The following is a 21,140-nucleotide window of genomic DNA, read 5'->3' on the forward strand; positions in this document are numbered from 1 at the left end:
CCAGAACCGGTGAATCGTATCGCCATCGTGCGGCCCAGCGCGCTGGGCGACGTCTGCCGCAGCGTTCCCGCCCTGGTCAGCCTCCGCCGGGCCTTTCCGCAGGCCGCCATCGACTGGATCGTCCAGGACACCTTCGTCGATGCGGTGCGGGCGCATCCCGACCTCAATGAAGTTGTTCCGTTTCCGCGGCGGCGGTTTTCACGGCTCTGGCGCAGCCTGCCGGTGGCCAGGGAGTGGTTCGCGTGGAGTCGCGCTCTGGCAAGTCGTGGCTACGACGTGGTTTACGATCTGCAAGGCCTCGCCCGCAGCGGGCTGATCACCTGGCAGACCCGCGCCCCGCGGCGGGTCGGCTTTGCCGATGCGCGCGAAGCCGGGCACCTGGGCTACACCCACCGCCACCGCATTCCCGCGACCATGCACACCGTCGATCGCATGCTCGCGCTGCTGCAGGCCGACGGCGTGCCGGCCGAGCGCGACATGCGCCTCTACGCGCCCGACGACGCAACCCAATGGTGGCGCCAGCAGCGCGATGCAGCGCAACTGCAGGATTCGCCCTACGCCGTCGTCGCCCCCACCAGCCGCTGGGCTTCAAAGCGCTGGCCCGCCGAACGCTTCGCCCAGCTCGCGCCGCATCTGCGCCGAGCCGGTTTCGATCGCCTCGTCATCGTCGGCGGCCGCGACGAGCGCTCGCAGATCCAGCCGCTGCTCGACCTCGCCCAGCGCGACAACTCCATCGTCGACCTCGTCGGCGCGACCACCGTCGGCGGCCTCATGGCGGTGATCGCCGGCGCGTCGCTGGTCATTGCCAACGACTCGGCAGCGCTGCACATGGCCGTCGGATTCGATCGGCCCTACGTCGCACTCTTCGGCCCCACCGACGTATCGCTCGTCGGGCCCTACCGCGGCGAGCAGTGGGTCATCCAGCCGCCCGTCGATCCCGCCGCCCTCAATCACAAAGACGCGTCGCTGGGCTCGAGCATCATGGAGCGCATCAGCCTGAACCAGGTCATCGAGCGCATCGACCAGCGCCTCGCAGCGCCGGCGGAGCGACCGCAGTGACGCCGACGCCTTCACCTCATCCGCCGCGCCTGCTGCTCGCCAGCCGTTCGCCGCGCCGGCTGCTGCTGCTGCGCGAGGCCGGCTATGAGGTGGACGCCATCGACACCGCCATCGACGACGGCGAACTCAGGCCCGGCCGCGTCACCATCGCGCAGTGGACCGCGGCGCTGGCCCACCTCAAAGCCCGCGCGGCGCTCCACGCCCACGATGAGTCTTCGAATCGTGGGATGTTCCTCCCCGCCCACGCGCTCATCATCGGCTCTGACACCGTCGTCGAGATGGATGATCGGCTCATCGGCCAGCCGCGCGACGCCGACGACGCCCGCCGCATCATCCTCGACCTCGCCGATCGCGAGCACGATGTGATCACCGGCGTTTCGCTCATCCATGTCGCCACCGGCTGCGAAACGCTCTTCTTCGACGTCGCCAGGGTCACCGTCGGCCCCATTCCTCCCAATTCAATCGACGAGTACGTCGCCACCGGGCAGTGGCGCGGCAAGGCGGGCGCCTACAACCTTTCTGAGCGACTCGCCGCCGGCTGGCCCATTCAATACCAAGGCGATCCAGCCACCATCATGGGTCTGCCGATGAAGCGACTGACCCGCTGTCTCGCGAATCGCTGGAACATCACGCCCCGCACCATGTCCAAAGACGCCGCCTCCTCATGATGCTCCTGGCCAAACTCACCGCCGACTACGGCCCGCTCGTCCCGCTCGCGTGGACGGCGCCGGCGGCGGTCATCATCATCGGCGCCCTGGTCACCTACTGGCGCCGCCTGCGCCCGCGCGACATCCCGCGCAGCCGCCGCCGCATCCGCCGGGCCAACACCATCGTCCAGTTCACCCTGACGCTCATGCTCGTCTACGCGCTGAGCATTGCCGACGGCGACCGCCGCCCGGCCCAGTTCACCGTCGCGTGGATCGGCGTGGTGCTGCTCGTGCTGCTCACCATCGGCTTTGCCATCGCCGACTCGCTCAACACCATGCGCCTCCACCGCCGCATCCAGCGAGACCTGCGCCGCGGTGCTTTCTCCGACATCGCCGACGCCAAGCGCCAGCAGCAGTCCGCCAGCGCCAAGGCCGCCCCGCGCGCAGGTGGCCATGAATAACAGAACTCAGCCCGATCGACGCGCAACCATCGCCGGCCCCGGCAGTCCGATGCCCCAGGCGCTGCGCTGGCTCGGCCGGCCGCTGAGCCTGATCTACGGCCCTATCGTCGCGCGCCGCAACCGCTACTGGGATCGCCACGCCCCAAACCGCGTCGAGCGCCCCGTCATCAGCGTCGGCAACCTCAGCGTCGGCGGCACGGGCAAAACCCCCGTCGTCTCCTGGCTCGCGCAACATCTGCAGCAGGCCGGCTGGCGCCCCGCCATCGCCATGCGCGGCTACAAATCGACGCACGGCGGCAAAAGCGATGAACAACTCGAACACGAATCGCGCCTCGCCGCCGTGCCCGTCATCGCCCACCCCGATCGCCACGATGCCATCGCGCGCTTCCTGAACACCCACGAGGACATCGACGTCATCCTCCTCGACGACGGCTTTCAGCACCGCCAGTTGCACCGCGACCTCGACATCGTCCTCATCGACACCCTGCGCCCGCCATTTCGCGATGCGCTGCTGCCGCGCGGCTACCTGCGCGAGCCCGTCGCCAGCCTCGCCCGCGCCGATGTCATCGCCCTCACCCGCGCCGATCTCGCCTCGACCGATGCGCTCACCAGCCTTCGCTCGCGCGTCGCGCAGATCGTCGGCGAACCGCCGCCCGTCGAGTTCCGCTCCATCTGGTCCTGGCTCGACTCGTCCGAGGCGCCCGAGCCGCGCCCCATCGACTGGCTCCGCGGCCGCACCTTCGTCGCGGTCTGCGGCATCGGCCACCCGGACGCCTTCCTCGCCATGGCCGGGCGCGCCGGTGCGCAACTGGCCGATACCATCATTCTTCCCGACCATGCCCGATACACTGCGGCCCTGCTGACCGACATCGCCCGCCGCGCCCGCGACACCGCCGGCGTACTCACCACCGCCAAAGACTGGGTCAAGATCAAGCCCGTGCTCGAACAGCAACGAATCAACCTCGCCGTCCATCGGCCCCGCCTCGACTTCGAAGCGACGCGCGGCGGCGATGAACTGATCAGCCGCGTCACCACCATCGTGCGCCAGCACCTGGAGCGATCATGACCGCCGCCATTCGCAAGTGGCTCACGCTCGATGCGCTGCTCCGGCGACTCGATGAACATCGAAAGCGCGGCGAGCGCATCGTCTTCACCAACGGCTGCTTCGACATCCTCCACGTCGGCCACGTGCGCTACCTCCGCGCCGCGCGCCGCCTTGGCGAGCTGCTCGTCGTGGGCCTCAACAACGATGAATCCGTCCGCCGCCTCAAGGGCAGGGGCCGGCCCGTCAACACGCTGGCCGACCGCGCCGAAATCCTCGCCGCACTGCCCTTCGTGACGTATCTCGTCCACTTCGACACCGACAGCGTCGAGCCGCTCATTCGCAAAGTGCGGCCCGACGTGCTGGCCAAAGGCGGCGACTACAAACCATCGCAGGTCGTCGGCCACCGGTTCGTGCGCTCCTATGGCGGGCAGGTCGTCGTCCTCGAACACGCCAAAGACCGCTCAACGACCCACACCCTCAAGCGCCTCGGCCGCGGTTGAGTCGTGTGCAGTAGGCTCCACCCGAGGTTCGCCAGTATCATTGCAGCGCAAGCCACCGGATAACGGAGGATCGCGCCATGCCAGCCCTCAGGAGCAGAGGTCGCTTTCGCTGGGCAACGACTTTGATCGCCATCGGCTGTTTCCTCACGGCGCCATCGACGGCGCCCGCAGGCTTCGATGACTCCGCCGAGCCGGTCGAAATCCGCCAGAGCGATGTGGATCTCATCGCCCGCCATGTTCGACTCGATGGCGGCCAGCGCGAATTGGTCCAGGCGCTCTTTACCGGTTACAGCCTTCAGTACCGCGCAGCGGCCGAGGCGCATCGCAGTCGCCGCGACTCGCTTTTCAATCAGGCGGCGGAGGAGCCCGATCACCGGCGGCAGATTCAGGTGGAGTGGCGCGCTATGCACGAGCAGTGGCGCACGACGCGGCAGCGCCTCAACAGCGAGTTCTTCGATTCCATCCAGGCGCTGCTCACTCGCGATCAGCTCGATCGCTGGCCCCTGGTGGAGCGCGACCAGCGCCGCCGCCTGTTGCTTCAGGCGACACCCCGTTTCTTCGCCGAAAACGTCGATCTCTTCGACGTCGTCGAGCAACTCGACCTTCCCGCCGAGAGCCGCGAACTCGTCGACGCTCCGCTCAACCGCTGGGCGGATGAACTCGATGCGCTGCTCCAGGCTCGCCGCGAAGCGCAGGACCAGTGGGAGCAAATCCAGAAACGACGCAGCTCAGCGCAACTTGCGGCCGACGACGAGCTCGTGCGCAGCGCTCGCGACCGCCTCGACCATGCGTGCCAGTCCATTCGCAATCTCAACGTGCGCGTCGCCGAACTCATCAGCACCCAGCTGCCGCCTCCCGCCGGAAGCGACTTCCGCGCCGCGTTCAATCTCGCCGCATACCCCACCATCTATCGCCTGAGCGCAGCGGCTGGGTACATCGACAAAGCGCTGCAATTGCCCGACCTGACTTCCGAGCAGCGATCCGCAATCGAGACCATCGGGAGGGAGTATGCATCCGAGGTGCTGCTCATCAACGACCAACTCGCCGTCCTGCTGCGCCGCCAGGAGGACGCCGATCCTCAAATGGCTGCCCTCAAGCGCAACGCCTTCGAGCAGCCCGGCGGCGTGAAGATCGACGCCGAAGGCAATGCCATCATCGGCAATCTCAACGGCGTCGCATCCATGAGCTTCACCACCGGGCCGATGCCCGGCGGGAGAGAGCGCCCTCGGGTGATCGTCCCTGGTCTCGATCGCGCCGAACCGGACTCACCCCAGGGCAAACTCGAAGTCGCGAAGCGCGATCTCATCCAGCAAACGATCGATTCCGTCTTCGCCACTCTTTCTGCCAGTCAGCAGACCGCTCTGCCAAAGCCCACGGCCGAGCAGATGCTCAGCCCGGAAGAGCACATGCGCCGCGTGATGGAGAAGGCATTTGCCGGCGCGGCCATCACACACCACGACGATGGCAGCGTCACGTTCAAGATCACGATCGAAGATCAGTGAGCAGGTCGCTTATCCACCCACACCCTCAAGCGCCTCGGCCGCGGTTGAGTCGTTCGAATCCGGTTCGTCGCCGGCGGCATCACCATCGCGCTCCGGCGGCGGCGCGTGACCATTGCCCCCCGCCGCACCGTCCTCGGTGTCCATGCTCGCCAGCACCGGCCGTTCGATGCCGCCCATCTGCGGGCGCACCGCCAGCGGCCGCAGGTCCATCGTAACCGGATGCCGCCGCTCGGCCGTGACGCGCCACAGCAGCGCCAGCGTGAAGATCCGCAGGATCGCAGACAAGCCGAACAGCGTCATGTACGCGTCGGTCGATTCCGACATCAGCCGCAGGATGACCCCGCCCAGCACCGACCCGCCCACCATCGCCACCGCGTTGGCAAAGTTGTACGACGCGAGCACGCTCGTGCGTTCACGGGCTCCGATGTTCTCGAAGATGAGCAGGAACACGCCCAGGTCATACGCGGCCCAGACCACGCCTGACGCGAGTTGCACGCCCACGAGAAACGGGATCGACGGCGAGATCATCCACAGCGCCGACATCGGCAGGATGCCCAGCCCGCCGATCCACAGCAGACGCCGCGCCCCCAGCCGCTGCGCCACCCGCCCCCACATCGGAAACGCGAGGAACTTGGCCACGAACGACACCGCCAGCAGCAGCAGGTACTGCTGGTACGAGAAGTGCAGCTGGCCGAGCATGTACGGCGTGAAGTACGGCCCCGAGATCTGAATCGCCACCTGCACGGCGAGCATGTACGCGATCAGCTGGCCGTCCGAACCGCCCGTCATGCGCTTCATCAGCGCCACGGGCGTCACGAGCCGCGTCGCCTCATGATCGACGCGATCTTCGCTCTGCCGCGCCAGAAATACCATCGAGACGAACCGCATCACCGCCGCGATCGAGAACAGGATCGCAAACGCCGTAAGCACCTGCTCGGTTTCGCGGCCGAATTGCAGCAGCAGTCCCCCGCCGACCAGCCCGAAAAACACCGCGACCTGCGACAGCCGGCTCCGCCAGGCAAAGTACCGCGCCCGGATGCGGCCGGGCACGATCGACTCCATCCACGTGTTCCACGGCGGGCCGCACGCCAGCGCCGCGCCCCAGTACACCGTCGCCGTGACGTACAGCGCCCACACCGGCATCGAGCCGACGAGCGCGCCGATCGCCAGCGGCACGAACGACAGCGCCTGGATCGTCGCAAACAGCACGACCGCCTTGCGGTTCGACCGCAGCCGCTTCACGAGGCGCGGCACGATGAGTTGCAGCGTCGCGCCGCCCAGAATCGGCACCGTCGCGATCAGACCCGCCGCCGTCTGGCTCCACCCCAGCGCCAGCGCGAACGCCGCCAGGTAGGTCTCGCCCACGCCCACCATCACGCAGTACGCCACCGCGTCCGTCACGCTCGACGACAGGTTGCGGCGCAACTCGCCCCGGCGGCGGTGCGGCTCCGGGCTCAACTTGAATGCAGACTGCGACATGGGAACTCGAACCGCCGCCGGGATCATCGAAGAAACATCGACCAGACGCCTCGCCCGGATTGCCGCGCGGCGCTCGGATTTGCCATGGAAACGAAAGTCAGATCGTAGCGGCCCGGCCTCAGGGGCGTTCGCCTCAATCTTCGTCCGGCTCGCCGTCGGGCCGGTCAGGATCGGCGTCGAGATGCTGCCGGTCGCCGAAGATCGCCGTGCCGATCCGGACCAGGTTCGCCCCGCACTCGATGGCGATCTCAAAGTCGCTCGTCATCCCCATCGAGAGAATGTTGAACGCCTTGCCGCCGATGCCCTGCTTGCGGATCTCGCCAAAGCAGTCGGCGCACCGCTCAAACGCGCCTCGAATCGCCTCCCGGTCGTCGGTGAGCGGCGCCATCGTCATCAGCCCGCGCAGCCTCAGGTGAACCATCGAGTCGATCTGCTCGGCGAGGTGCGCCGCGGCCGGCATCGCCACGCCCGACTTCTGCCGCTCGAACGAGGCGTTCACCTGCATGAGCACATCCACCGGCGCCTCCCGCCGCAAGGCGCACTCCTGGATCTCCTCGGCCAGCCGCAGCGTGTCCACCGTGTGGATGAGCGTCGTCAGTTCCAGCGCCTTCTTGACCTTGTTGCGCTGCAGGTGCCCGATCATGTGCCAGCGCACCTTGGGCGGCAGCGACACCGGCCGCGAGGGCGTCATCGTCTTGTGCCGCTCGAGAAACTCCTCCACCGCCGCCACCCGACGCGTCAGCTGCTGCACGCGGTTCTCGCCGAAGTCGGCGTGACCCATCTCGATGAGTTCGCGGATCTGCTCAGGCGATGCATATTTCGTCACCGCGACGATGAGCACATCCTCCGCCCGCCGCCCGGCCGACAGCGCCGCGCTCTCGACGCGCCGCTTCACGTCCTCGTAGCGTTCCTTCAGGGTGTCCATCGGCCTGGTGCTGGTGCTGACTTCGGGCATGGCGTCCTGCCTCCGAGTTGATCCGGCGCTCCCGCCGGCCGACGCTGATCGCGCCGCCGTTGCCGCGCAACGCTTCATCTCGCACGGCTCACCACCATTGTACCAGTCTCAACGCCCCCCGGTCCGGGCAGGCGCCGGTTCGCCCCGACGCGCACCCTCGCCGCCGCCTCGCCGCCGCGGAGCGCTGCCGCGTCCAACCCGCGCCGCGCCGCCCGCGTGCGGTCCAACCTCAAGGCTCGATGATCACGCGCCGGCGGTCCTCGGACGCGTTGAGCAGCCAACTAAACGGGACAGCTAACTAAACGGGACAGGTACGTTTGTTTTCGTTGGGGGGCATCGCTCGCGGCCGGCGGCGCGCCTAGACATTCTCATGCCCCGAACCGCTCGACCCACGCCCGGGGGGTACGTCTACCACGTGCTCAATCGTGGCGTCAATCGCATGGCCATCTTCGACGATGATGACGACTATCACGCGTTCGAGCGCATCCTCGCGCACTGCCTCGACCTGCACCCCGGTGTGCGGCTGCTCACGTACTGCCTCATGCCCAATCACTGGCACATGCTCGTGTGGCCGCGCGGCGATGGCGACCTCTCGCCGTTCATGCAGCGGCTTACGCTCACGCACACCCGCCGCTGGCAGGAACACCGCCACTCCCACGGCAGCGGGCACCTGTACCAGGGGCGGTTCAAGTCGTTTCCGATTCAGCGCGATGACCACTTCCTGACGGTCGCGCGATATGTCGAGCGTAACGCGCTGCGGGCGAATCTGTGCCGCCGCGCGGAAGACTGGCCGTGGTCGGGGTTGTGGATCCGGCGGTTCGGCGGCGAGGATCATCGTCGCCTGCTCTCGCCATGGCCGGTGGGCGAGCCGCGGAACTGGGTGGCGCTGGTGAACCGGCCGCAGGGCAAGGCGGAGGTGGAGGCGCTGCGGGCGAGTGTCCAGCGCGGCCGCCCGTTCGGGAGCGAGTCGTGGGTGAAGCGGACGGCGGCGGCGATGGGACTGGAGCACACGTTCCGGCCGCGCGGCCGGCCGAGGAAGGGGGCAAAGGCATGAGCAGACCTGATAAACGTACCTGTCCCGTTTTCTTGCCCTTGCCTGATAAACGTACCTGTCCCGTTTTCTTGCCTGTCCCGTTTTCTTGCCCGACTCGACATGTGCTCACCGAGAATGCATCCAAGTCCTGCCCCGTTACCTGCTCCTCCGAGGCATAACGAGCCAGAACCGTAGCCGCTATCATTCAGTTGAGCCGGAGCCAGTATTCCGCGGGAGTTTGACGTGAAGCGGGAATGGATTGTTGGCGGCCTCCTGTGCGTGTTCCTTGTAGTACTTGTTGTGCCTTGGCTGAGCTGGCTGGGAGGGCTGCGTGTCCGAGTCAGGACGGAAACGCAGATTCAGCATGATCCGCAAGAATTGTGCTTCGCGATTCGCGCCAATCTCTCCGACGATGTCATTCTTGGTATTCTCGACAAGAAGCCATATCTCCTGGATATGCCAGCATCTAATGGCTTTACGCCGCTATGCAGTGCTGTAGTCGCACAGCGCAACTCCATAGTCGCGGAACTACTGTTGCGTGGGGCCAACCCCAACGTTCACGTCGATGGAGAGACTCCGTTGATGATCGCAATTGGCCGAAGTAACAACGAGACCGTTTCCCTGCTACTCGCGCACGGCGCGGACCCGCGATTGGCGACGAGCGATGGCGAGACGCCGCTAGCCCGTGCGGAGCGCTTGCAGCGTTGGAGAATTGCTAACATCCTGCGCGAGGCTTTGAAGTAGTGATCGCCTAACGGGATCGCGGAGCAAAGCTGGACGGATCATCAATACATAGGAGCACTGGCGTCGAGGACTCCGCTGCGCTCCTATGCCATCTACCGCCGTTTGTGACAGTTCCGGCACCCGAACCTTCTCTCCTCGCGCGCGTCAGCAACATCAATCGCGTTCGCGTCCACCTGGCGGTGCGGCGCGATCGCCGGACCCGCGTTCTCAGGCATACTCAGCCCCGCGCCGCCGTCGAAGCCACTGCAATCCGTATCGCACACCATCGCCAGTGTCGCCGTGCCGCCCTTTGCCGCCGGGTGCATTGCAGTGCCCGGCCCGCCGCAGAGGCAGGCGGTGCTGCTCAGACCGTTCGGGATGACCAGCAGCCAGGTCGAGTAGTTGGCGCACTGCCGGGCGTCGAAACTCGCCGCGCCGAAGAAGATGGGGATCGGGATGGTGCCTGCGGGCGAGGCGGTGACCCAGAGGATAAAGCGGCGCGTGGTGCCGACGACCTGGTAATGCAGCACGGCGCTGGTGATCAGCGACGCCCGAGTCGACTCTGCTCAGCGGGCGAGCCACTTCAGCCAGCGGCCGTGGGGAGGGAAAACGGGACAGGTACGGGGAGGGAAAACGGGACAGGTACGTTTGTTTTGCATCGCAGCGGCCTCGATCGCGCCGCCGCGATGCACGATGAGTTGACTGATGACTTGGGCCCGACCCTGATCACCCGGCGTCGCGTACTGATCACAGGCGCCACAGGTCACTCCATCACCCAATCACCCAATCACCCAATCACCCATCACGCCCTCACGCCCTACACCCGCCCCCACACCTGCATCGCTGCGATCGCGCTCTGGCCGATCAACTGCACGATCACCAGCGGCCGCGGCAAGACCCGCACGCACAGCACCGGCCAGAGGAAGGTGAATCCGAGCAGGTAGCGGTCGTACACATCCCCTGCCGCGAGCGCCGACAGCAGCCAGCCCAGCACGATCGTCAGCAGCGCCAGCCATGAGCTGATCTGCACGCGCTTCTCCGCATCGCGCGCGTGCTGAGCCGTGAGCGCCGCCAGCGACGCCAGGCTCATTGCGCCCAGCGCCGAGAGCGCGGCCAAAACGCCACCCAGCAGCATCGGCGCATCGGCGATCGGCCGCAGCAGCGTCGCCACCGGCCCGGCGAAGTTCAACGCCTGCGGATCGCTCGAAATCGTCGGCGGCGCGATCGCCACCAGCGCCGCCCCCGCCGCGCCACACAAGACAATCAGCCCGATCGTCTTGCGCCCGAGTTCCCGCCGGCGCAGCGCCGCGGCGACCAGCGCCAGCCCGATCGTCGGCAGCAGCGCTGCACTCAGATACGCGAGACTATCCAGCCGCAACCCGATGCTGTAGCGATGCTGAAACGATTCTCCAACCAGACCGCCCCAGCGCAGATAAAGCGGCAGCCGGCTCAGACCGGCAAAAAGTCCCGCGACAAACCACGGCCAACTCTGCCAACGCTGCCGCTGCGCCGCCATCAGCACGATCGCCCCCGCCAGCGCCACGACGTGAATCCGATGATGCAGCAGCAGCGCAAAAAGAAGGCCGAACATGATCGGCCCGTCGAGGCGCCTCAGCCGCTCCCGATCGCTGCTCAGCGTCGCCACGGCGATCACCGCCATCACCGCGCAGCCCAGCAGAAAGCTCGGCTCGCTCATCACCAGTTGACCCATCACCAGCGCGTAAGGCAGCGTCAGCGCCAGGCCCATCACCAGCGTGAGCCGCGCCGCTGATCTCTCGCGCGAACCCAGCAGTCCTACCAGCGTCGCCGCCCACAGCGCCGTGCACACCAGAGAGACCGCCCGCAGCACCGCGACGCTGCGGCCGAAGAACTCGCCCGCCGCCGCGTACATCCAGAAGAACGCCGGCCCTTTCGTGTCGTCGTAGTCGAGCAGCGCGCTGCTCCACCACTCCGTGCGCCAGATCCGCTCGATGATCGGCAGCGCGTACTTCTCATCCCATGTGATCGGCGCCGCGCCGGCGCTGGTGATGAGTCGCACGACGACCAGAAGCGTCAGGCACGCCCAGCCGCACGCCAGCCAGGCGACCCACGTGCTTCTCGTTTCGCCTTGCTGCGCTTCGCTGCTCATCGCATTACAACCCGAACACCCGGTCCACGGCTTCGCCCAGCGGCGCGATCGCCAGCAGCGCCGTCGAAGCGATCGCGAACAGCACGCTGCACGCGATCACCACGTTGTCTTCCGTGAGGATCGCAAACGGGCTGTCGCTCGTGCCCCGCAGCGCTGCGCGGTAGATGCGGAACATCGCCACAACCACCAGCGGCGTGAGCAGCGCCAGCCCGCGCACGCCCGGCCCGGTGGCGCTGTGGCTCGACAGGCTGTACATGAGAAAGGTCAGTACCGAGCACGCCGCGCTGACGGCGAGCATCCAGTTCAACTCTTCCACGCTCTGGTAGCCCGCCGCCGCGTGCCACCGCGCTTCGCCCACTGCGGAACCGTCCTTAAGTGAACTCAGATCGCACAGTCGCTTGATCAGCGCCAGAAACAGACACACGCAAAACACCGTCTCCAGCAGCCACAAACTCGCGATGACGCCGATCGCCACGGCCCCGGCCCAGGCGCGGAGCACGAAGCCGATCGACAGCGTGATGACATCGACCATGGCGATGCGCTTGAGCAGCGTGTTGTAGAGCACCTGCAGCAGCAGGTAGCACAGCAGTACCGTCGCGAGCCGGCCGCTGCCCGTGGCGAAACTCAGCCCGATCCCCGCCGCCAGCCACGCGATTCCCGCCGCCATCCCGGCCGTGGGCGAGATGGCCCCGCTGGCTATGGGCCGCTTCCGCTTGACCGGGTGCAGCCGGTCGCTCTTCCAGTCGAGGGCGTCGTTGATGCAGTAGACACCGCTGGCGGTGAACGAAAACGCAAAAAAAGCGATGAAAGCGGCCCCGATCGCCGCCGGTTCGGTCGTTTTCCCTGATGCGAGCAGCGCGGGAAAGACGAACAGGTTCTTGGCCCAGTCGCCGACTCGAGCCAGTTTGACATACGCCGCCGCGCTCAATGCCCGATCCTCGCACCCTGCCCCGGCCTGCCGCACCGGCGATCAGGCACCTCACCCCTATCGGCCCAAAATCGCCGTCCGATGCAACGCCCGCTTCGCCGGGCGGCTGCGCCGCTCATATCATGCTCACGACAATACCGCCACTTTCCGATCGAATTGTGCGAAAACATCGCAGATCGCAGAGAACTCCATGACCAACACCCACGCACCCGCCGCCGTCCGCAGCATCGACTCGCCGCGCTCCTCCCGCAAAGTCCGCCTGCGCATCAAGCGGCAGGATGGCCCGGGCAAGCCCAGCCGGTGGGAAGAGTTCGACGTCCCCGTCGTCCCCGGCGCCAACGTCATCAGCTGTCTGCAGTGGATCTGCGCCAATCCGCGCACAATCGAGGGAAAATCGACGCAACCACCCGTGTGGGACGCCGGCTGCCTCGAAGAAGTCTGCGGCGCCTGCACCATGGTCATCAACGGCAAGGTGCGGCAGTCCTGCTCGTGCCTTATCGATGAATACGCCCCAAACGACGGCGATGTCATCACTTTGGAGCCGATGTCCAAGTTTCCCGTCGTCCGCGACCTCTGGGTCGATCGCGCCCGCATGTTCAACGAACTCAAGCGGATCAAGGGCTGGGTGCCCATCGACGGCACGTGGGACCTGGGCCCCGGACCCCGCTCCACGCCCGACAAACAGGCCATGCGCTATCGCATCTCCGAGTGCATGACGTGCGGCTGCTGCCTCGAAGCCTGTCCGCAATACCTTGAAAACAATAACTTTGTGGGCGCCAACGCCGTCGCCCAAGTCCGCCTGTTCAACGAACACGAAGTCGGCGCGTCCCTCGAGGGCGACCGGCTCGACGCCCTCATGGGCCCCGGCGGCCTCAATGACTGCGGAAATGCCCAGAACTGCGTGAAAGTCTGCCCGAAACACATCCCCCTGACCGAAGCCATCGGCGCCATGGGCCGGGCCCTGACGGTCCATTCCATCAAGCGGTTCTTTACGGGAAGCTGAGGCGGGGGAAAGAGTTAGGCACTAGGCACTAGGCACTGGGCACCAGGCACTAGGCACTAGGCACTAGGCACTAGGCACTAGGCACTAGGCATTAGGCATTAGGGACTAGCAGGCATCGGGGCATCGGGCGATTAGCCGTCGGCGGGAGCGGACGGTTCCGGGCGGTCGCTGATAGCGCTTCCCCTCAAAAATCACGCCTGAAAGGGCACGGCGGCTCAAGGCCAATAATGCGCTGGCCGATCTCCACTTGTGCGAATCTGCCGATTACTGGACTTTTCTGATCCGAAGTCGGCCGATGAGCGTCCTAATGATGGAGGATCAGACATGAGCGCCCCCCTCGCCTTCACCGGCCCCGATCGCCGGCGGCACAGCCGCTTTGCCACTCCGCCGATGTACCACTCCGTTTCAGTGCGGCCGATCGAGTCGATTGAGGCCTCGCTGGATGGTCACGCGTACGACATTTCCGAGGGCGGGGCCCAGATCGAACTGGATGAAAACCTGCCGATCGGCGCGGAAGTGGCCCTTTGTCTGCATCTTCCGCCCGGTTTCGACACCGGCCCGGGCCGGTCCATCGTCATCCTCGGCCGGATCATCTGGGTCGAGGAAGATGAGACGCCCGGCCCGACGCGAATGGCGATCGCATTCCGCGAATTCGCCCGCGACGTCGATGCCGCGAGGCTGCGCAGGTACTTGTATAGAGGGCAGTTGCGCGTCGCGGCGTGAGCGGCGGCTTCGCCGCTGAGGCACTGGGGACCAGGCACTAGGCACTAGGCACTAGGCACTAGGCACTAGGCACTAGGCATTAGGCACTGGGCACTAGCAGGCGGCCAGGTAGCCAGGCAGCGAGGCATCCAGGCATCGGTGCAGCGCGGCGTCGAGGGGGTGGTCTCGCTGCGCTGGTGGCGGTCGGCGCTTCGCCGATGCAAGTTGCGTGCCGGCACGGGGGGCGCACGGGGGCGCACCGGGTGGCGTGCAGGGCTTGCGCGCGGGGGTGCTCGTGAGGGGCGGTTTTTGAGCAGGTCTGTGCGCGTTGCGATGCTCGTCTTTGCCCAGAGCGCCAAGTGAGCGCGGCGTTTGAACGATTTTCATCGATTTTGATTTTTCTGAGGGGGGGTGCCGGGGAGTTTTAATCCCTTTTTCCGCGTTTTCACAGGCCCCGCGCACAAGTCGCGCGCAGGGTGGTGCGCTGGCGCGCGGGGGATGAAAAGGCTTCACCACGGAGGCACGGAGGGCACGGAGAGTGCGGGGGTGAGGGGGTGTATGGGGAAGGGGTGTATGGGGAAGGCATCAGGGAGAGCGAGGCACTGGGCACTGGGCATTAGGCACTCGCAGGCATCGAGGCATCAGGGGTTCGAGTCTCCTGCTCTACTGTCTCCTCCTCGGCCTGAGCAACGTCGAAGGCTCAACTCTCTCGGCGCTTCGCCGCGGGTCTCCTGTTCGACTTTCTACTCGCGCCTCTCTCGGCGCTTCGCTGCGGCAACGTTGACTGCCGATGGCTGGTCGCTTTATTCTTGGCACTATGACAAACAAGTCCGAGACGCGCTCGCCGATTCGGGATGCGCCTCTTCGCCACGCCGGTGACAGCACGCTCTCGCAGATCTTCGATCATGCAGTGCCATCGCTCAAGCCCGTCTTCATGTTCGCGATGTTGTGCGGCCTCGTGTCCGGCGTGTTTCTGGGACACCTCATTCATCCTTTCTATCCGTACGCGCACTTCGCGTTGATCCTGTTGCCAGCCGGCGCGTACATCTATGCGCATCGAGGCATCAAGGAGATGATGCGCACGGGCGAGCCATACCGGCTTGGGCTAACTGGCGAGCGCGCGGTCGCAGAGCGTTTGGATGAGTTGAAATCACGCGGGTACCGCGTGTTTCACGATATTCCTTCGATGCGTGAGCGAGGCGCGAACATCGATCATCTTGTGGTCGGCCATGGAGGCATTTTTGTCATCGAAACGAAGGCGCGGAGCAAACCAGTTGACGGCACGGTGGAGATGTTCTTTGACGGGGTCTCACTCACACGCGACGACGGCGTCGATGAGAGTGACGCGATCGGGCAGGTTCGGGCCGTGGCGGACGAACTGCGCGAGTGGCTGCTGGCTGAGCTTGACTGGGATGCATCAGCTACGATTCGACCGATTGTGACGTTTCCCGGCTGGTATATCAATCGCTCACGGTCGATCAAGGACAAGCGCGTCTGGGCGCTGAACGACAAGGCGATGATCGATTGGATCACCAGAGAAGACGCGCGGATGTCGGATGAAATCGCCGCACGCGTCTGCAACCGAATAGCGGAACGGGTTCGCCGACATCAGCGCGAATCGACGAATTCAGATCGCTGATTCGGCTATCGCGGCATTTGTCTCAGGATGCGTTGCCGAATCGCCGCCTAGGAATCGCGCATCTTCTGGGCCTCTCGAGCGTCGTTGCACTCGCGGATCATCATGCCGTCGCGCGATACGCCGTGCTCCATGTAATCGGCGGTGTTGTCCCACTCCTCGATGAGCCAATCGAGGTCGTCGAGCAATTGGCCAACGAAGTTGCGCGGCAGGTTGAGACTGACTGCTTGCCCGCCTTGAATCGCCATGTTTACCTCCTTCTGGACCGTGGGCATACTACACGCATCAACTCGCCGAGGTATTCGATGAAATCGCAAGCGGCTTGGATTGACGCCGAACCCTTGGACACGGAGTCGTTGGCGCGACTCTCGTATGAACTTGGACCGGCGCTGTTTGAGATGGCCATCGCGGATCCAGCTTGTGCCAGCGCACTGGCAATCGAGGCAACCGAACTGTTCCAGCGGCTGCACTTCTCGTTTGACTCGATCTACTGGGACTCGCGCAACTTCCCAGTCGCGATCGCCGAGTTCGCAGAGGGCGTGCGGGCGGCGATCCGAGCAGAACCGAAATGGTTGAATGAGCGGTACGTGACGGGCCGGGAGAGCCTAGTCGAGCTGCTCTTGCGGCAGGCTGAGTACATCGAACCGGCTTGAAGCCAAGCGCCGGACCGGAGCATCACTGCCACCGAGCACGATTGACACCGTCAACGGAAGGGCACGCCTCGTGTACGCTCGACCGTTCACGGGGCGCAACTCAACGGCTCAGCCGTCGTACTATTGCCGATAATGGCACTCGAACCCGATTCCGTCCCTGCTGTGATTACCGAGCGCGCGTTCTACTCAAACTCGATCGCGCAGTTCTTGACGCAGGGTAATGACGACGTGCTCGGCAGTCTGACCAGAAGCAGCCCGTTCGACATCGATATTGCTCAACGAGACGCGTGGCTGGCGGAAGTCGAGATTCTGCGGAATGTGCTAACTCCCTACCGGGATGCCGGATGGATTGCGTTTGAATTCGCCGTGCCCCGCGTTGGGCGACGCATCGACGCGCTTGTCATCATCCGCCATACCCTCTTCGTAATCGAATTCAAAGTCGGCGCAAAGAGCTTTGCCAATGACGCCATCGAGCAAGTTTGGGACTACGCACTCGACCTCAAGAACTTTCATAGCAGCAGTCACGATAAACGTATAGCACCGATCCTTGTTGCCACTCGCTCGGGGCAGACGTCAGTGTCGGACGTGCCGGTCACCGCACCAGACGGGTTACTGAGTCCTCTTTGTGCGAGTGCGGAGTCATTGCCCGACGTTATTCGCATAGTGCTGGCTGCTTTCGACGGAACAGAGATCGATGCCGCGCATTGGGCGCGCGGGCATTACTTGCCGACTCCAACGATTGTGGAGGCTGCCATAGCGCTGTATGGTGGCCATGGCGTACATGAGATTTCGAGGAGTGACGCGAGTGCCAGGAATCTGTCATGCACTTCAGAAGCGATCGAGACGATCATACAAGATGCGAAGCGCAATCATCGCAAGGCGATCTGTTTCGTCACAGGAGTTCCGGGAGCTGGAAAGACACTTGTCGGACTAAACATTGCCACTAGGCATCTCGACTCTGCCAATGAATTGTATAGCGTCTTCCTTTCGGGAAATGGGCCTCTGGTCGCAGTTCTTCGAGAGGCGCTCGCGCGCGACAGAGTGCACCGCCTGAGAGTGAAAGGCAGGAATATCAAGCTGGGATCGGCTCGCAGTGAAGTGAAGGCGTTCATCCAGAATGTGCATCACTTTCGTGACGACTGTCTGGCCGACGGTGACGGCGCGCCGATCGAGCACGTAGCACTCTTCGATGAAGCGCAGCGGGCGTGGAACAAGGAACGCACCGTGGACTTTATGACTCGAAAGAAGAAGCAACCGAACTTTGTGATGTCCGAGCCGGAGTTTCTGATTTCCTGCATGGACCGGCACGACGATTGGGCCGTTGTAGTATGCCTCGTTGGCGGTGGACAGGAAATTAATACGGGCGAGGCGGGAATCGGAGAATGGATTCAGGCTATTCTGCGATCATTTCCCAAATGGGAGGTTCACCTCTCACCACAACTGCGTGATTCGGAGTACGCCGCGGGTCAAGCGATGAGTCTCCTGCATGGCCGTGGTGGAGTTCATTTTGACGAATCTCTTCATCTGTCAGTGTCCATTCGGTCATTCCGCGCCGAAAGAGTGTCCGACCTCGTAAAGCAAATACTGGACATTGAGATCGATGGCGCAAGGGCGCTGTTGTCGCAAATTGGTGGTCGCTACCCAATCGTATTGACTCGAGATATCGAGCGCGCAAAGAGTTGGCTGAAGTCGCGGGCCAGAGGTTCTGAACGATATGGCATTGTAGTATCTTCACAGGCGCTGCGACTTAAGCCTCACGCAATTGATGTACGCGCAGCCGTCAATCCTATTCATTGGTTTTTGCATTCCAAAGAGGACGTACGATCCTCGTACTACCTTGAGGACGTCGCGACCGAGTTTCACGTGCAAGGACTCGAACTGGACTGGTCTTGCGTTGTCTGGGACGGGGACTTTCGGTATTCCCCGAAGGGTTGGCGCCACTGGTCGTTCCGAGGCAAGAAGTGGCAGCGCATCAGGTCAGCGGATCGGCAGCTCTACCAGAAGAACGCGTATCGCGTGCTGTTGACTCGAGCACGTCAGGGCATGGTTGTTGTAGTTCCACATGGCGAGCCCACTGACCCAACGCGGAGTGAGTCATTCTACGATGACACATACGAGTACCTTCGCAGAATCGGGCTGCCGGTTCTCCAATAAGCAGGTAGGTCAGGTAGTACCTGACGGCTGGGCGTGTGTTGGAGCGGCGGCGTGGCGCTTCTGCTGGGCCGGGTGTTTCTGTCGCCCCTTCGGGGCTTTGGTCGGGGTTTGATGTGTTCCACGGGTTGCGCTTTGCCTCCGGTGCGGCTGCGCTTCACCCGTGGCTACGTTCTCTGACCCCGCCGGGGTCGAGGCGTTGCACGGGTGGCACGTTCGACTGGGTGCCTGCCTTCGCAGGCATGACGAGGTCGGCGCATGTTCGGCTGGATGCCTGCCTTCGCAGGCATGACGGGGTCGGCGCACGTTAGTGGGTAGGTCAGGTGGAACCTGACGGTTGGGCGTGTGTTGAAGCGGCGGCGTGGCGCTTCTGCTGGGCCGGGTGTTTCTTTCGCCCCTTCGGGGGCTTTGGGGCGCTGCGGCTGCCGGTGCGGTTTCAGCCGGATGCTGAGGCGTTGGCGTGGCATCGGGCGAATGTGTTCTGGTAGGGTTGCGGGGCGGCGAGCGGCGGGGCCGGGCGGCGTGGGGCGCGTGACAGCGCCCAGGCATGGGATGCCTGGGCGCTGGGAAGGAGTGGTTGCTGGTGGAGCGGTGCCGGCGGGGTCAGCGGCGGCCTTCGCCGGGCTCGCGTTCGGGTTCTTCTTCGGGCTCTTCGGGTTCTTCGGGCTCTTCGCGATCGCGTGGGTCCATTTCATCGTCGTCCTCGGTGTCGCGGCCGAGGTAGGTGCCATCTTCGGCGACGGAAAATTCGAATGCGCCGGTGCGATCGCGTGCTTCGACGTCGTAGACCCAGCGGCCGTCTTCGTAGGACATGTCGATGGTCTCGACGGCGGCGCCGTTGAGGCTGGCATCGACGGTTCGGCGGACGGCGGGGGGCAGTTCGGCGTAGGAGACGGTGCGATCGCGATCGTCGTACTCTTCGGAAGCGCAGGCGCTGAGTGCCACGGCGAGACCCGCGGCGGCGAGCAAAGGGAGGCGGCGCAGGCCTTCGAAGTGGTGGGAGATGGGTGACATGGGGTGCTCCTTTCGTGGTTGGCGCGGCGGGCGGCAGTCGTGGCCGCACTGCTCGCGCCTCGGGTGATGAAAGGGCCGGGGCGGGGTGGTGGGTGATGGGCAAGATGCTGAAAGGAGGGAGAGGAAAGGGCGGGGGCCCGTTTGACTGGCGGAGCCTGGCTTTGGGCGGTGAAGCGCCGCGGCGGTTCATCGCGGGGCTATGCTGTAGGCCCATGAGTTGGACTGCTGCTGCATTGCTGCACCGCTGGGTTGACGCCGGCCGCGCCGGTGAGGCGGTTGGGCGCGACGAGGCGCTGGCGATTCTTGCCGACGATCGGCTGCCCCTGCTGGGGCTGATCGAAGCCGCGGGGCAGGTGCGCGAGGCGCACTTCGGCCGCGACGTGCTTATTCATCAACTGCACAACGTTCAGAGCGGGGCGTGCCCGGAGGACTGCGGCTACTGCGGGCAGAGCCAGCACAGCGAGGCGCCGATCCAGGCGTATCGCCTCAAGAGCCGCGAGGAGATTGTCGCCGAGGCCCAGCGGGCCAAAGACAACGGCGCGTATCGCTACTGCATGGTGCTGTCGGGGCGCGGGCCCAGCGATGAAGAGATCGACCACATGGCCGCGTGCATCGCCGAGGTGAAGAGTCGCTTTGGCCTGCGGACCTGTCTGAGCGCGGGGCTGCTGGATGAGGCGAAGGCCAGGCGCCTGGCCGACGCGGGGCTTGATCGCCTGAACCACAACCTTAACACGAGCGAGCGGCACTACGAGCAGATCTGCACGACGCACACGTTCGCCGACCGCGTGAACACGCTGGCGGCGGCGCGGTCGGCGGGGCTGGACCTGTGCAGCGGGCTGATCGTGGGCATGGGCGAATCGTTCGAGGACCTGATCGACGTGGCGTATCGCCTGCGCGAGTTTGCGGTGCCGTCGATTCCGGTGAACTTTCTCGTGCCGATTCCGGGCAATCGCGTGAACGACGCGGCGCTGCAGGGCCGGCCGCTCACGCCGCAGGTGGTGTTGCGGGTGCTGTGTCTGTTTCGGCTGGCGAATCCGACGGCGGAGATTCGCATTGGCGCGGGGCGCGAGGGGCACCTGCGCAGCATGCAGGCGCTGGCGCTGCACCCGGCCAACAGTCTGTTTGTCGATGGATACCTGCTGACGCGCGGCTCGGCGACGCGCGAGACTATTGCGATGATCATCGACGCCGGGTTCGAGGTGCGCCTCGATGGCGCGTGGCCGGCGGGACTGGAGCAGTTTGTTGCGCATGTCAAAGCGGGAGGCAGCGGCACCTTTGACGTCGACCACAGCGGCGAAGTCATCCGCGACGACCGCCGGCGCCAGCGCAATGCGCGCCTCGCCGAGGCCCCGGCGACGCTGCGGGTGAACGGCTCGCCGATCTGAGATCGAAGAGGCGCGGCGCAGACTCACCGATGCGGCGGTGCCGTGGTCAAGCGAGGCATTGCGAGCGCAGGCCACGCGAGTGCGCGGCTCGTAGACGAATCATTTTGAACGCCCGTTGCGCGAAGACGTGGGCCGC

The 21,140-nt window shown here is 65.0% G+C and carries 21 protein-coding genes; 14 read left to right on the plus strand and 7 right to left on the minus strand.

The window, feature by feature from the left end; genetic code table 11:
* The first annotated feature begins 9 nt into the window (after positions 1-9).
* The 6 genes from IT430_10245 (at position 10) to IT430_10270 (ending at position 5,214) form a co-directional block, all read left to right on the plus strand.
* On the plus strand, positions 10-1,059 hold the full coding sequence (locus IT430_10245; protein ID MCC6908309.1) for a glycosyltransferase family 9 protein: 1,050 nt from the start codon (positions 10-12) through the stop codon (positions 1,057-1,059).
* Positions 1,056-1,727, plus strand: coding sequence for a Maf family protein (locus IT430_10250; GenBank protein ID MCC6908310.1), 672 nt, complete (start codon positions 1,056-1,058; stop codon positions 1,725-1,727). The genes IT430_10245 and IT430_10250 overlap by 4 nt, the downstream gene beginning before the upstream one ends.
* Positions 1,724-2,167, plus strand: a complete 444-nt coding sequence (locus IT430_10255) for a hypothetical protein (protein MCC6908311.1) — start codon at positions 1,724-1,726, stop codon at positions 2,165-2,167. The genes IT430_10250 and IT430_10255 overlap by 4 nt, the downstream gene beginning before the upstream one ends.
* Positions 2,160-3,233: a tetraacyldisaccharide 4'-kinase gene (lpxK, locus tag IT430_10260; GenBank protein ID MCC6908312.1), complete on the plus strand. Its 1,074-nt coding sequence runs from the start codon at positions 2,160-2,162 to the stop codon at positions 3,231-3,233. Before IT430_10255 ends, lpxK begins: the two co-directional genes overlap by 8 nt.
* Positions 3,230-3,712, plus strand: a complete 483-nt coding sequence (rfaE2, locus tag IT430_10265; protein ID MCC6908313.1) for a D-glycero-beta-D-manno-heptose 1-phosphate adenylyltransferase — start codon at positions 3,230-3,232, stop codon at positions 3,710-3,712. The genes lpxK and rfaE2 overlap by 4 nt, the downstream gene beginning before the upstream one ends.
* A 77-nt stretch (positions 3,713-3,789) precedes the next feature.
* On the plus strand, positions 3,790-5,214 hold the full coding sequence (locus IT430_10270; protein MCC6908314.1) for a hypothetical protein: 1,425 nt from the start codon (positions 3,790-3,792) through the stop codon (positions 5,212-5,214).
* A 9-nt stretch (positions 5,215-5,223) separates the two neighbouring features.
* On the opposite strand, the gene IT430_10275 is transcribed toward IT430_10270, so the two are convergent.
* A complete protein-coding gene (locus IT430_10275) occupies positions 5,224-6,693 on the minus strand; it encodes an MFS transporter (GenBank protein ID MCC6908315.1) in 1,470 nt (489 codons plus the stop codon).
* A gap of 133 nt (positions 6,694-6,826) precedes the next feature.
* Positions 6,827-7,648 (minus strand): YggS family pyridoxal phosphate-dependent enzyme, encoded by an 822-nt coding sequence (locus tag IT430_10280; protein ID MCC6908316.1) that lies wholly within the window; start codon positions 7,646-7,648, stop codon positions 6,827-6,829.
* A 370-nt stretch (positions 7,649-8,018) separates the two neighbouring features.
* Between IT430_10280 and IT430_10285 the strand changes: the two genes are divergently transcribed.
* On the plus strand, positions 8,019-8,702 hold the full coding sequence (locus tag IT430_10285) for a transposase (GenBank protein ID MCC6908317.1): 684 nt from the start codon (positions 8,019-8,021) through the stop codon (positions 8,700-8,702).
* Between the two features lie 222 nt (positions 8,703-8,924).
* A complete protein-coding gene (locus IT430_10290; GenBank protein ID MCC6908318.1) occupies positions 8,925-9,425 on the plus strand; it encodes an ankyrin repeat domain-containing protein in 501 nt (166 codons plus the stop codon).
* 92 nt (positions 9,426-9,517) lie between these two features.
* On the opposite strand, the gene IT430_10295 is transcribed toward IT430_10290, so the two are convergent.
* The 3 genes from IT430_10295 to IT430_10305 form a co-directional block, all read right to left on the minus strand.
* A complete protein-coding gene (locus IT430_10295) occupies positions 9,518-9,934 on the minus strand; it encodes a hypothetical protein (protein ID MCC6908319.1) in 417 nt (138 codons plus the stop codon).
* A 287-nt stretch (positions 9,935-10,221) separates the two neighbouring features.
* Complete coding sequence (locus tag IT430_10300) at positions 10,222-11,532, minus strand: hypothetical protein (protein MCC6908320.1); 1,311 nt, start codon at positions 11,530-11,532, stop codon at positions 10,222-10,224.
* A gap of 4 nt (positions 11,533-11,536) precedes the next feature.
* A complete protein-coding gene (locus IT430_10305) occupies positions 11,537-12,460 on the minus strand; it encodes a UbiA prenyltransferase family protein (GenBank protein MCC6908321.1) in 924 nt (307 codons plus the stop codon).
* A gap of 190 nt (positions 12,461-12,650) precedes the next feature.
* On the opposite strand from IT430_10305, the gene sdhB reads away from it, so the two are divergent.
* From sdhB to IT430_10320, 3 genes are all read left to right on the plus strand, one after another.
* Positions 12,651-13,463, plus strand: a complete 813-nt coding sequence (sdhB, locus tag IT430_10310) for a succinate dehydrogenase iron-sulfur subunit (protein MCC6908322.1) — start codon at positions 12,651-12,653, stop codon at positions 13,461-13,463.
* Between the two features lie 324 nt (positions 13,464-13,787).
* On the plus strand, positions 13,788-14,186 hold the full coding sequence (locus tag IT430_10315; protein ID MCC6908323.1) for a PilZ domain-containing protein: 399 nt from the start codon (positions 13,788-13,790) through the stop codon (positions 14,184-14,186).
* A gap of 769 nt (positions 14,187-14,955) precedes the next feature.
* Positions 14,956-15,804: an NERD domain-containing protein gene (locus tag IT430_10320; GenBank protein MCC6908324.1), complete on the plus strand. Its 849-nt coding sequence runs from the start codon at positions 14,956-14,958 to the stop codon at positions 15,802-15,804.
* Between the two features lie 47 nt (positions 15,805-15,851).
* Here the strand turns inward: IT430_10320 and IT430_10325 are convergent, their stop codons facing one another.
* The gene (locus IT430_10325; protein MCC6908325.1) at positions 15,852-16,049 is read right to left on the minus strand and encodes a hypothetical protein; all 198 of its coding nucleotides are present in this window, start codon (positions 16,047-16,049) and stop codon (positions 15,852-15,854) included.
* Between the two features lie 57 nt (positions 16,050-16,106).
* Between IT430_10325 and IT430_10330 the strand changes: the two genes are divergently transcribed.
* Positions 16,107-16,454, plus strand: coding sequence for a hypothetical protein (locus IT430_10330; GenBank protein ID MCC6908326.1), 348 nt, complete (start codon positions 16,107-16,109; stop codon positions 16,452-16,454).
* A 132-nt stretch (positions 16,455-16,586) separates the two neighbouring features.
* Positions 16,587-18,608 carry a DUF2075 domain-containing protein gene (locus tag IT430_10335; protein ID MCC6908327.1) on the plus strand — a complete coding sequence of 674 codons (2,022 nt, stop codon included), beginning with the start codon at positions 16,587-16,589 and terminating at the stop codon, positions 18,606-18,608.
* Between the two features lie 600 nt (positions 18,609-19,208).
* Here IT430_10335 and IT430_10340 read toward each other — a convergent pair.
* Entirely contained in the window at positions 19,209-19,619 is a 411-nt protein-coding gene (locus IT430_10340; GenBank protein MCC6908328.1) for a hypothetical protein, read from the minus strand.
* A gap of 212 nt (positions 19,620-19,831) precedes the next feature.
* Here IT430_10340 and bioB point away from each other — a divergent pair, with 212 nt between their 5' ends.
* On the plus strand, positions 19,832-21,004 hold the full coding sequence (bioB, locus tag IT430_10345; protein MCC6908329.1) for a biotin synthase BioB: 1,173 nt from the start codon (positions 19,832-19,834) through the stop codon (positions 21,002-21,004).
* Positions 21,005-21,140 lie beyond the last annotated feature (136 nt).

The sequence above is a fragment of the Phycisphaerales bacterium genome (genome assembly GCA_020852515.1).
Taxonomy (GTDB): domain Bacteria; phylum Planctomycetota; class Phycisphaerae; order Phycisphaerales; family UBA5793; genus UBA5793.

Excerpts from the sequence above, each read along its gene's own strand:
- IT430_10255 (MCC6908311.1), top strand. The coding sequence starts at position 1,724 with ATGATGCTCCTGGCCAAACTCACCGCCGACTACGGCCCGCTCGTCCCG.
- lpxK (MCC6908312.1), top strand. The coding sequence starts at position 2,160 with ATGAATAACAGAACTCAGCCCGATCGACGCGCAACCATCGCCGGCCCC.
- rfaE2 (MCC6908313.1), top strand. The coding sequence starts at position 3,230 with ATGACCGCCGCCATTCGCAAGTGGCTCACGCTCGATGCGCTGCTCCGG.
- IT430_10270 (MCC6908314.1), top strand. The coding sequence starts at position 3,790 with ATGCCAGCCCTCAGGAGCAGAGGTCGCTTTCGCTGGGCAACGACTTTG.
- IT430_10275 (MCC6908315.1), bottom strand. The coding sequence starts at position 6,693 with ATGTCGCAGTCTGCATTCAAGTTGAGCCCGGAGCCGCACCGCCGCCGG.
- IT430_10280 (MCC6908316.1), bottom strand. The coding sequence starts at position 7,648 with ATGCCCGAAGTCAGCACCAGCACCAGGCCGATGGACACCCTGAAGGAA.
- IT430_10285 (MCC6908317.1), top strand. The coding sequence starts at position 8,019 with ATGCCCCGAACCGCTCGACCCACGCCCGGGGGGTACGTCTACCACGTG.
- IT430_10300 (MCC6908320.1), bottom strand. The coding sequence starts at position 11,532 with ATGAGCAGCGAAGCGCAGCAAGGCGAAACGAGAAGCACGTGGGTCGCC.
- sdhB (MCC6908322.1), top strand. The coding sequence starts at position 12,651 with ATGACCAACACCCACGCACCCGCCGCCGTCCGCAGCATCGACTCGCCG.
- IT430_10315 (MCC6908323.1), top strand. The coding sequence starts at position 13,788 with ATGAGCGCCCCCCTCGCCTTCACCGGCCCCGATCGCCGGCGGCACAGC.
- IT430_10320 (MCC6908324.1), top strand. The coding sequence starts at position 14,956 with ATGGCTGGTCGCTTTATTCTTGGCACTATGACAAACAAGTCCGAGACG.
- IT430_10325 (MCC6908325.1), bottom strand. The coding sequence starts at position 16,049 with ATGGCGATTCAAGGCGGGCAAGCAGTCAGTCTCAACCTGCCGCGCAAC.
- IT430_10330 (MCC6908326.1), top strand. The coding sequence starts at position 16,107 with ATGAAATCGCAAGCGGCTTGGATTGACGCCGAACCCTTGGACACGGAG.
- IT430_10335 (MCC6908327.1), top strand. The coding sequence starts at position 16,587 with ATGGCACTCGAACCCGATTCCGTCCCTGCTGTGATTACCGAGCGCGCG.
- IT430_10340 (MCC6908328.1), bottom strand. The coding sequence starts at position 19,619 with ATGTCACCCATCTCCCACCACTTCGAAGGCCTGCGCCGCCTCCCTTTG.
- bioB (MCC6908329.1), top strand. The coding sequence starts at position 19,832 with ATGAGTTGGACTGCTGCTGCATTGCTGCACCGCTGGGTTGACGCCGGC.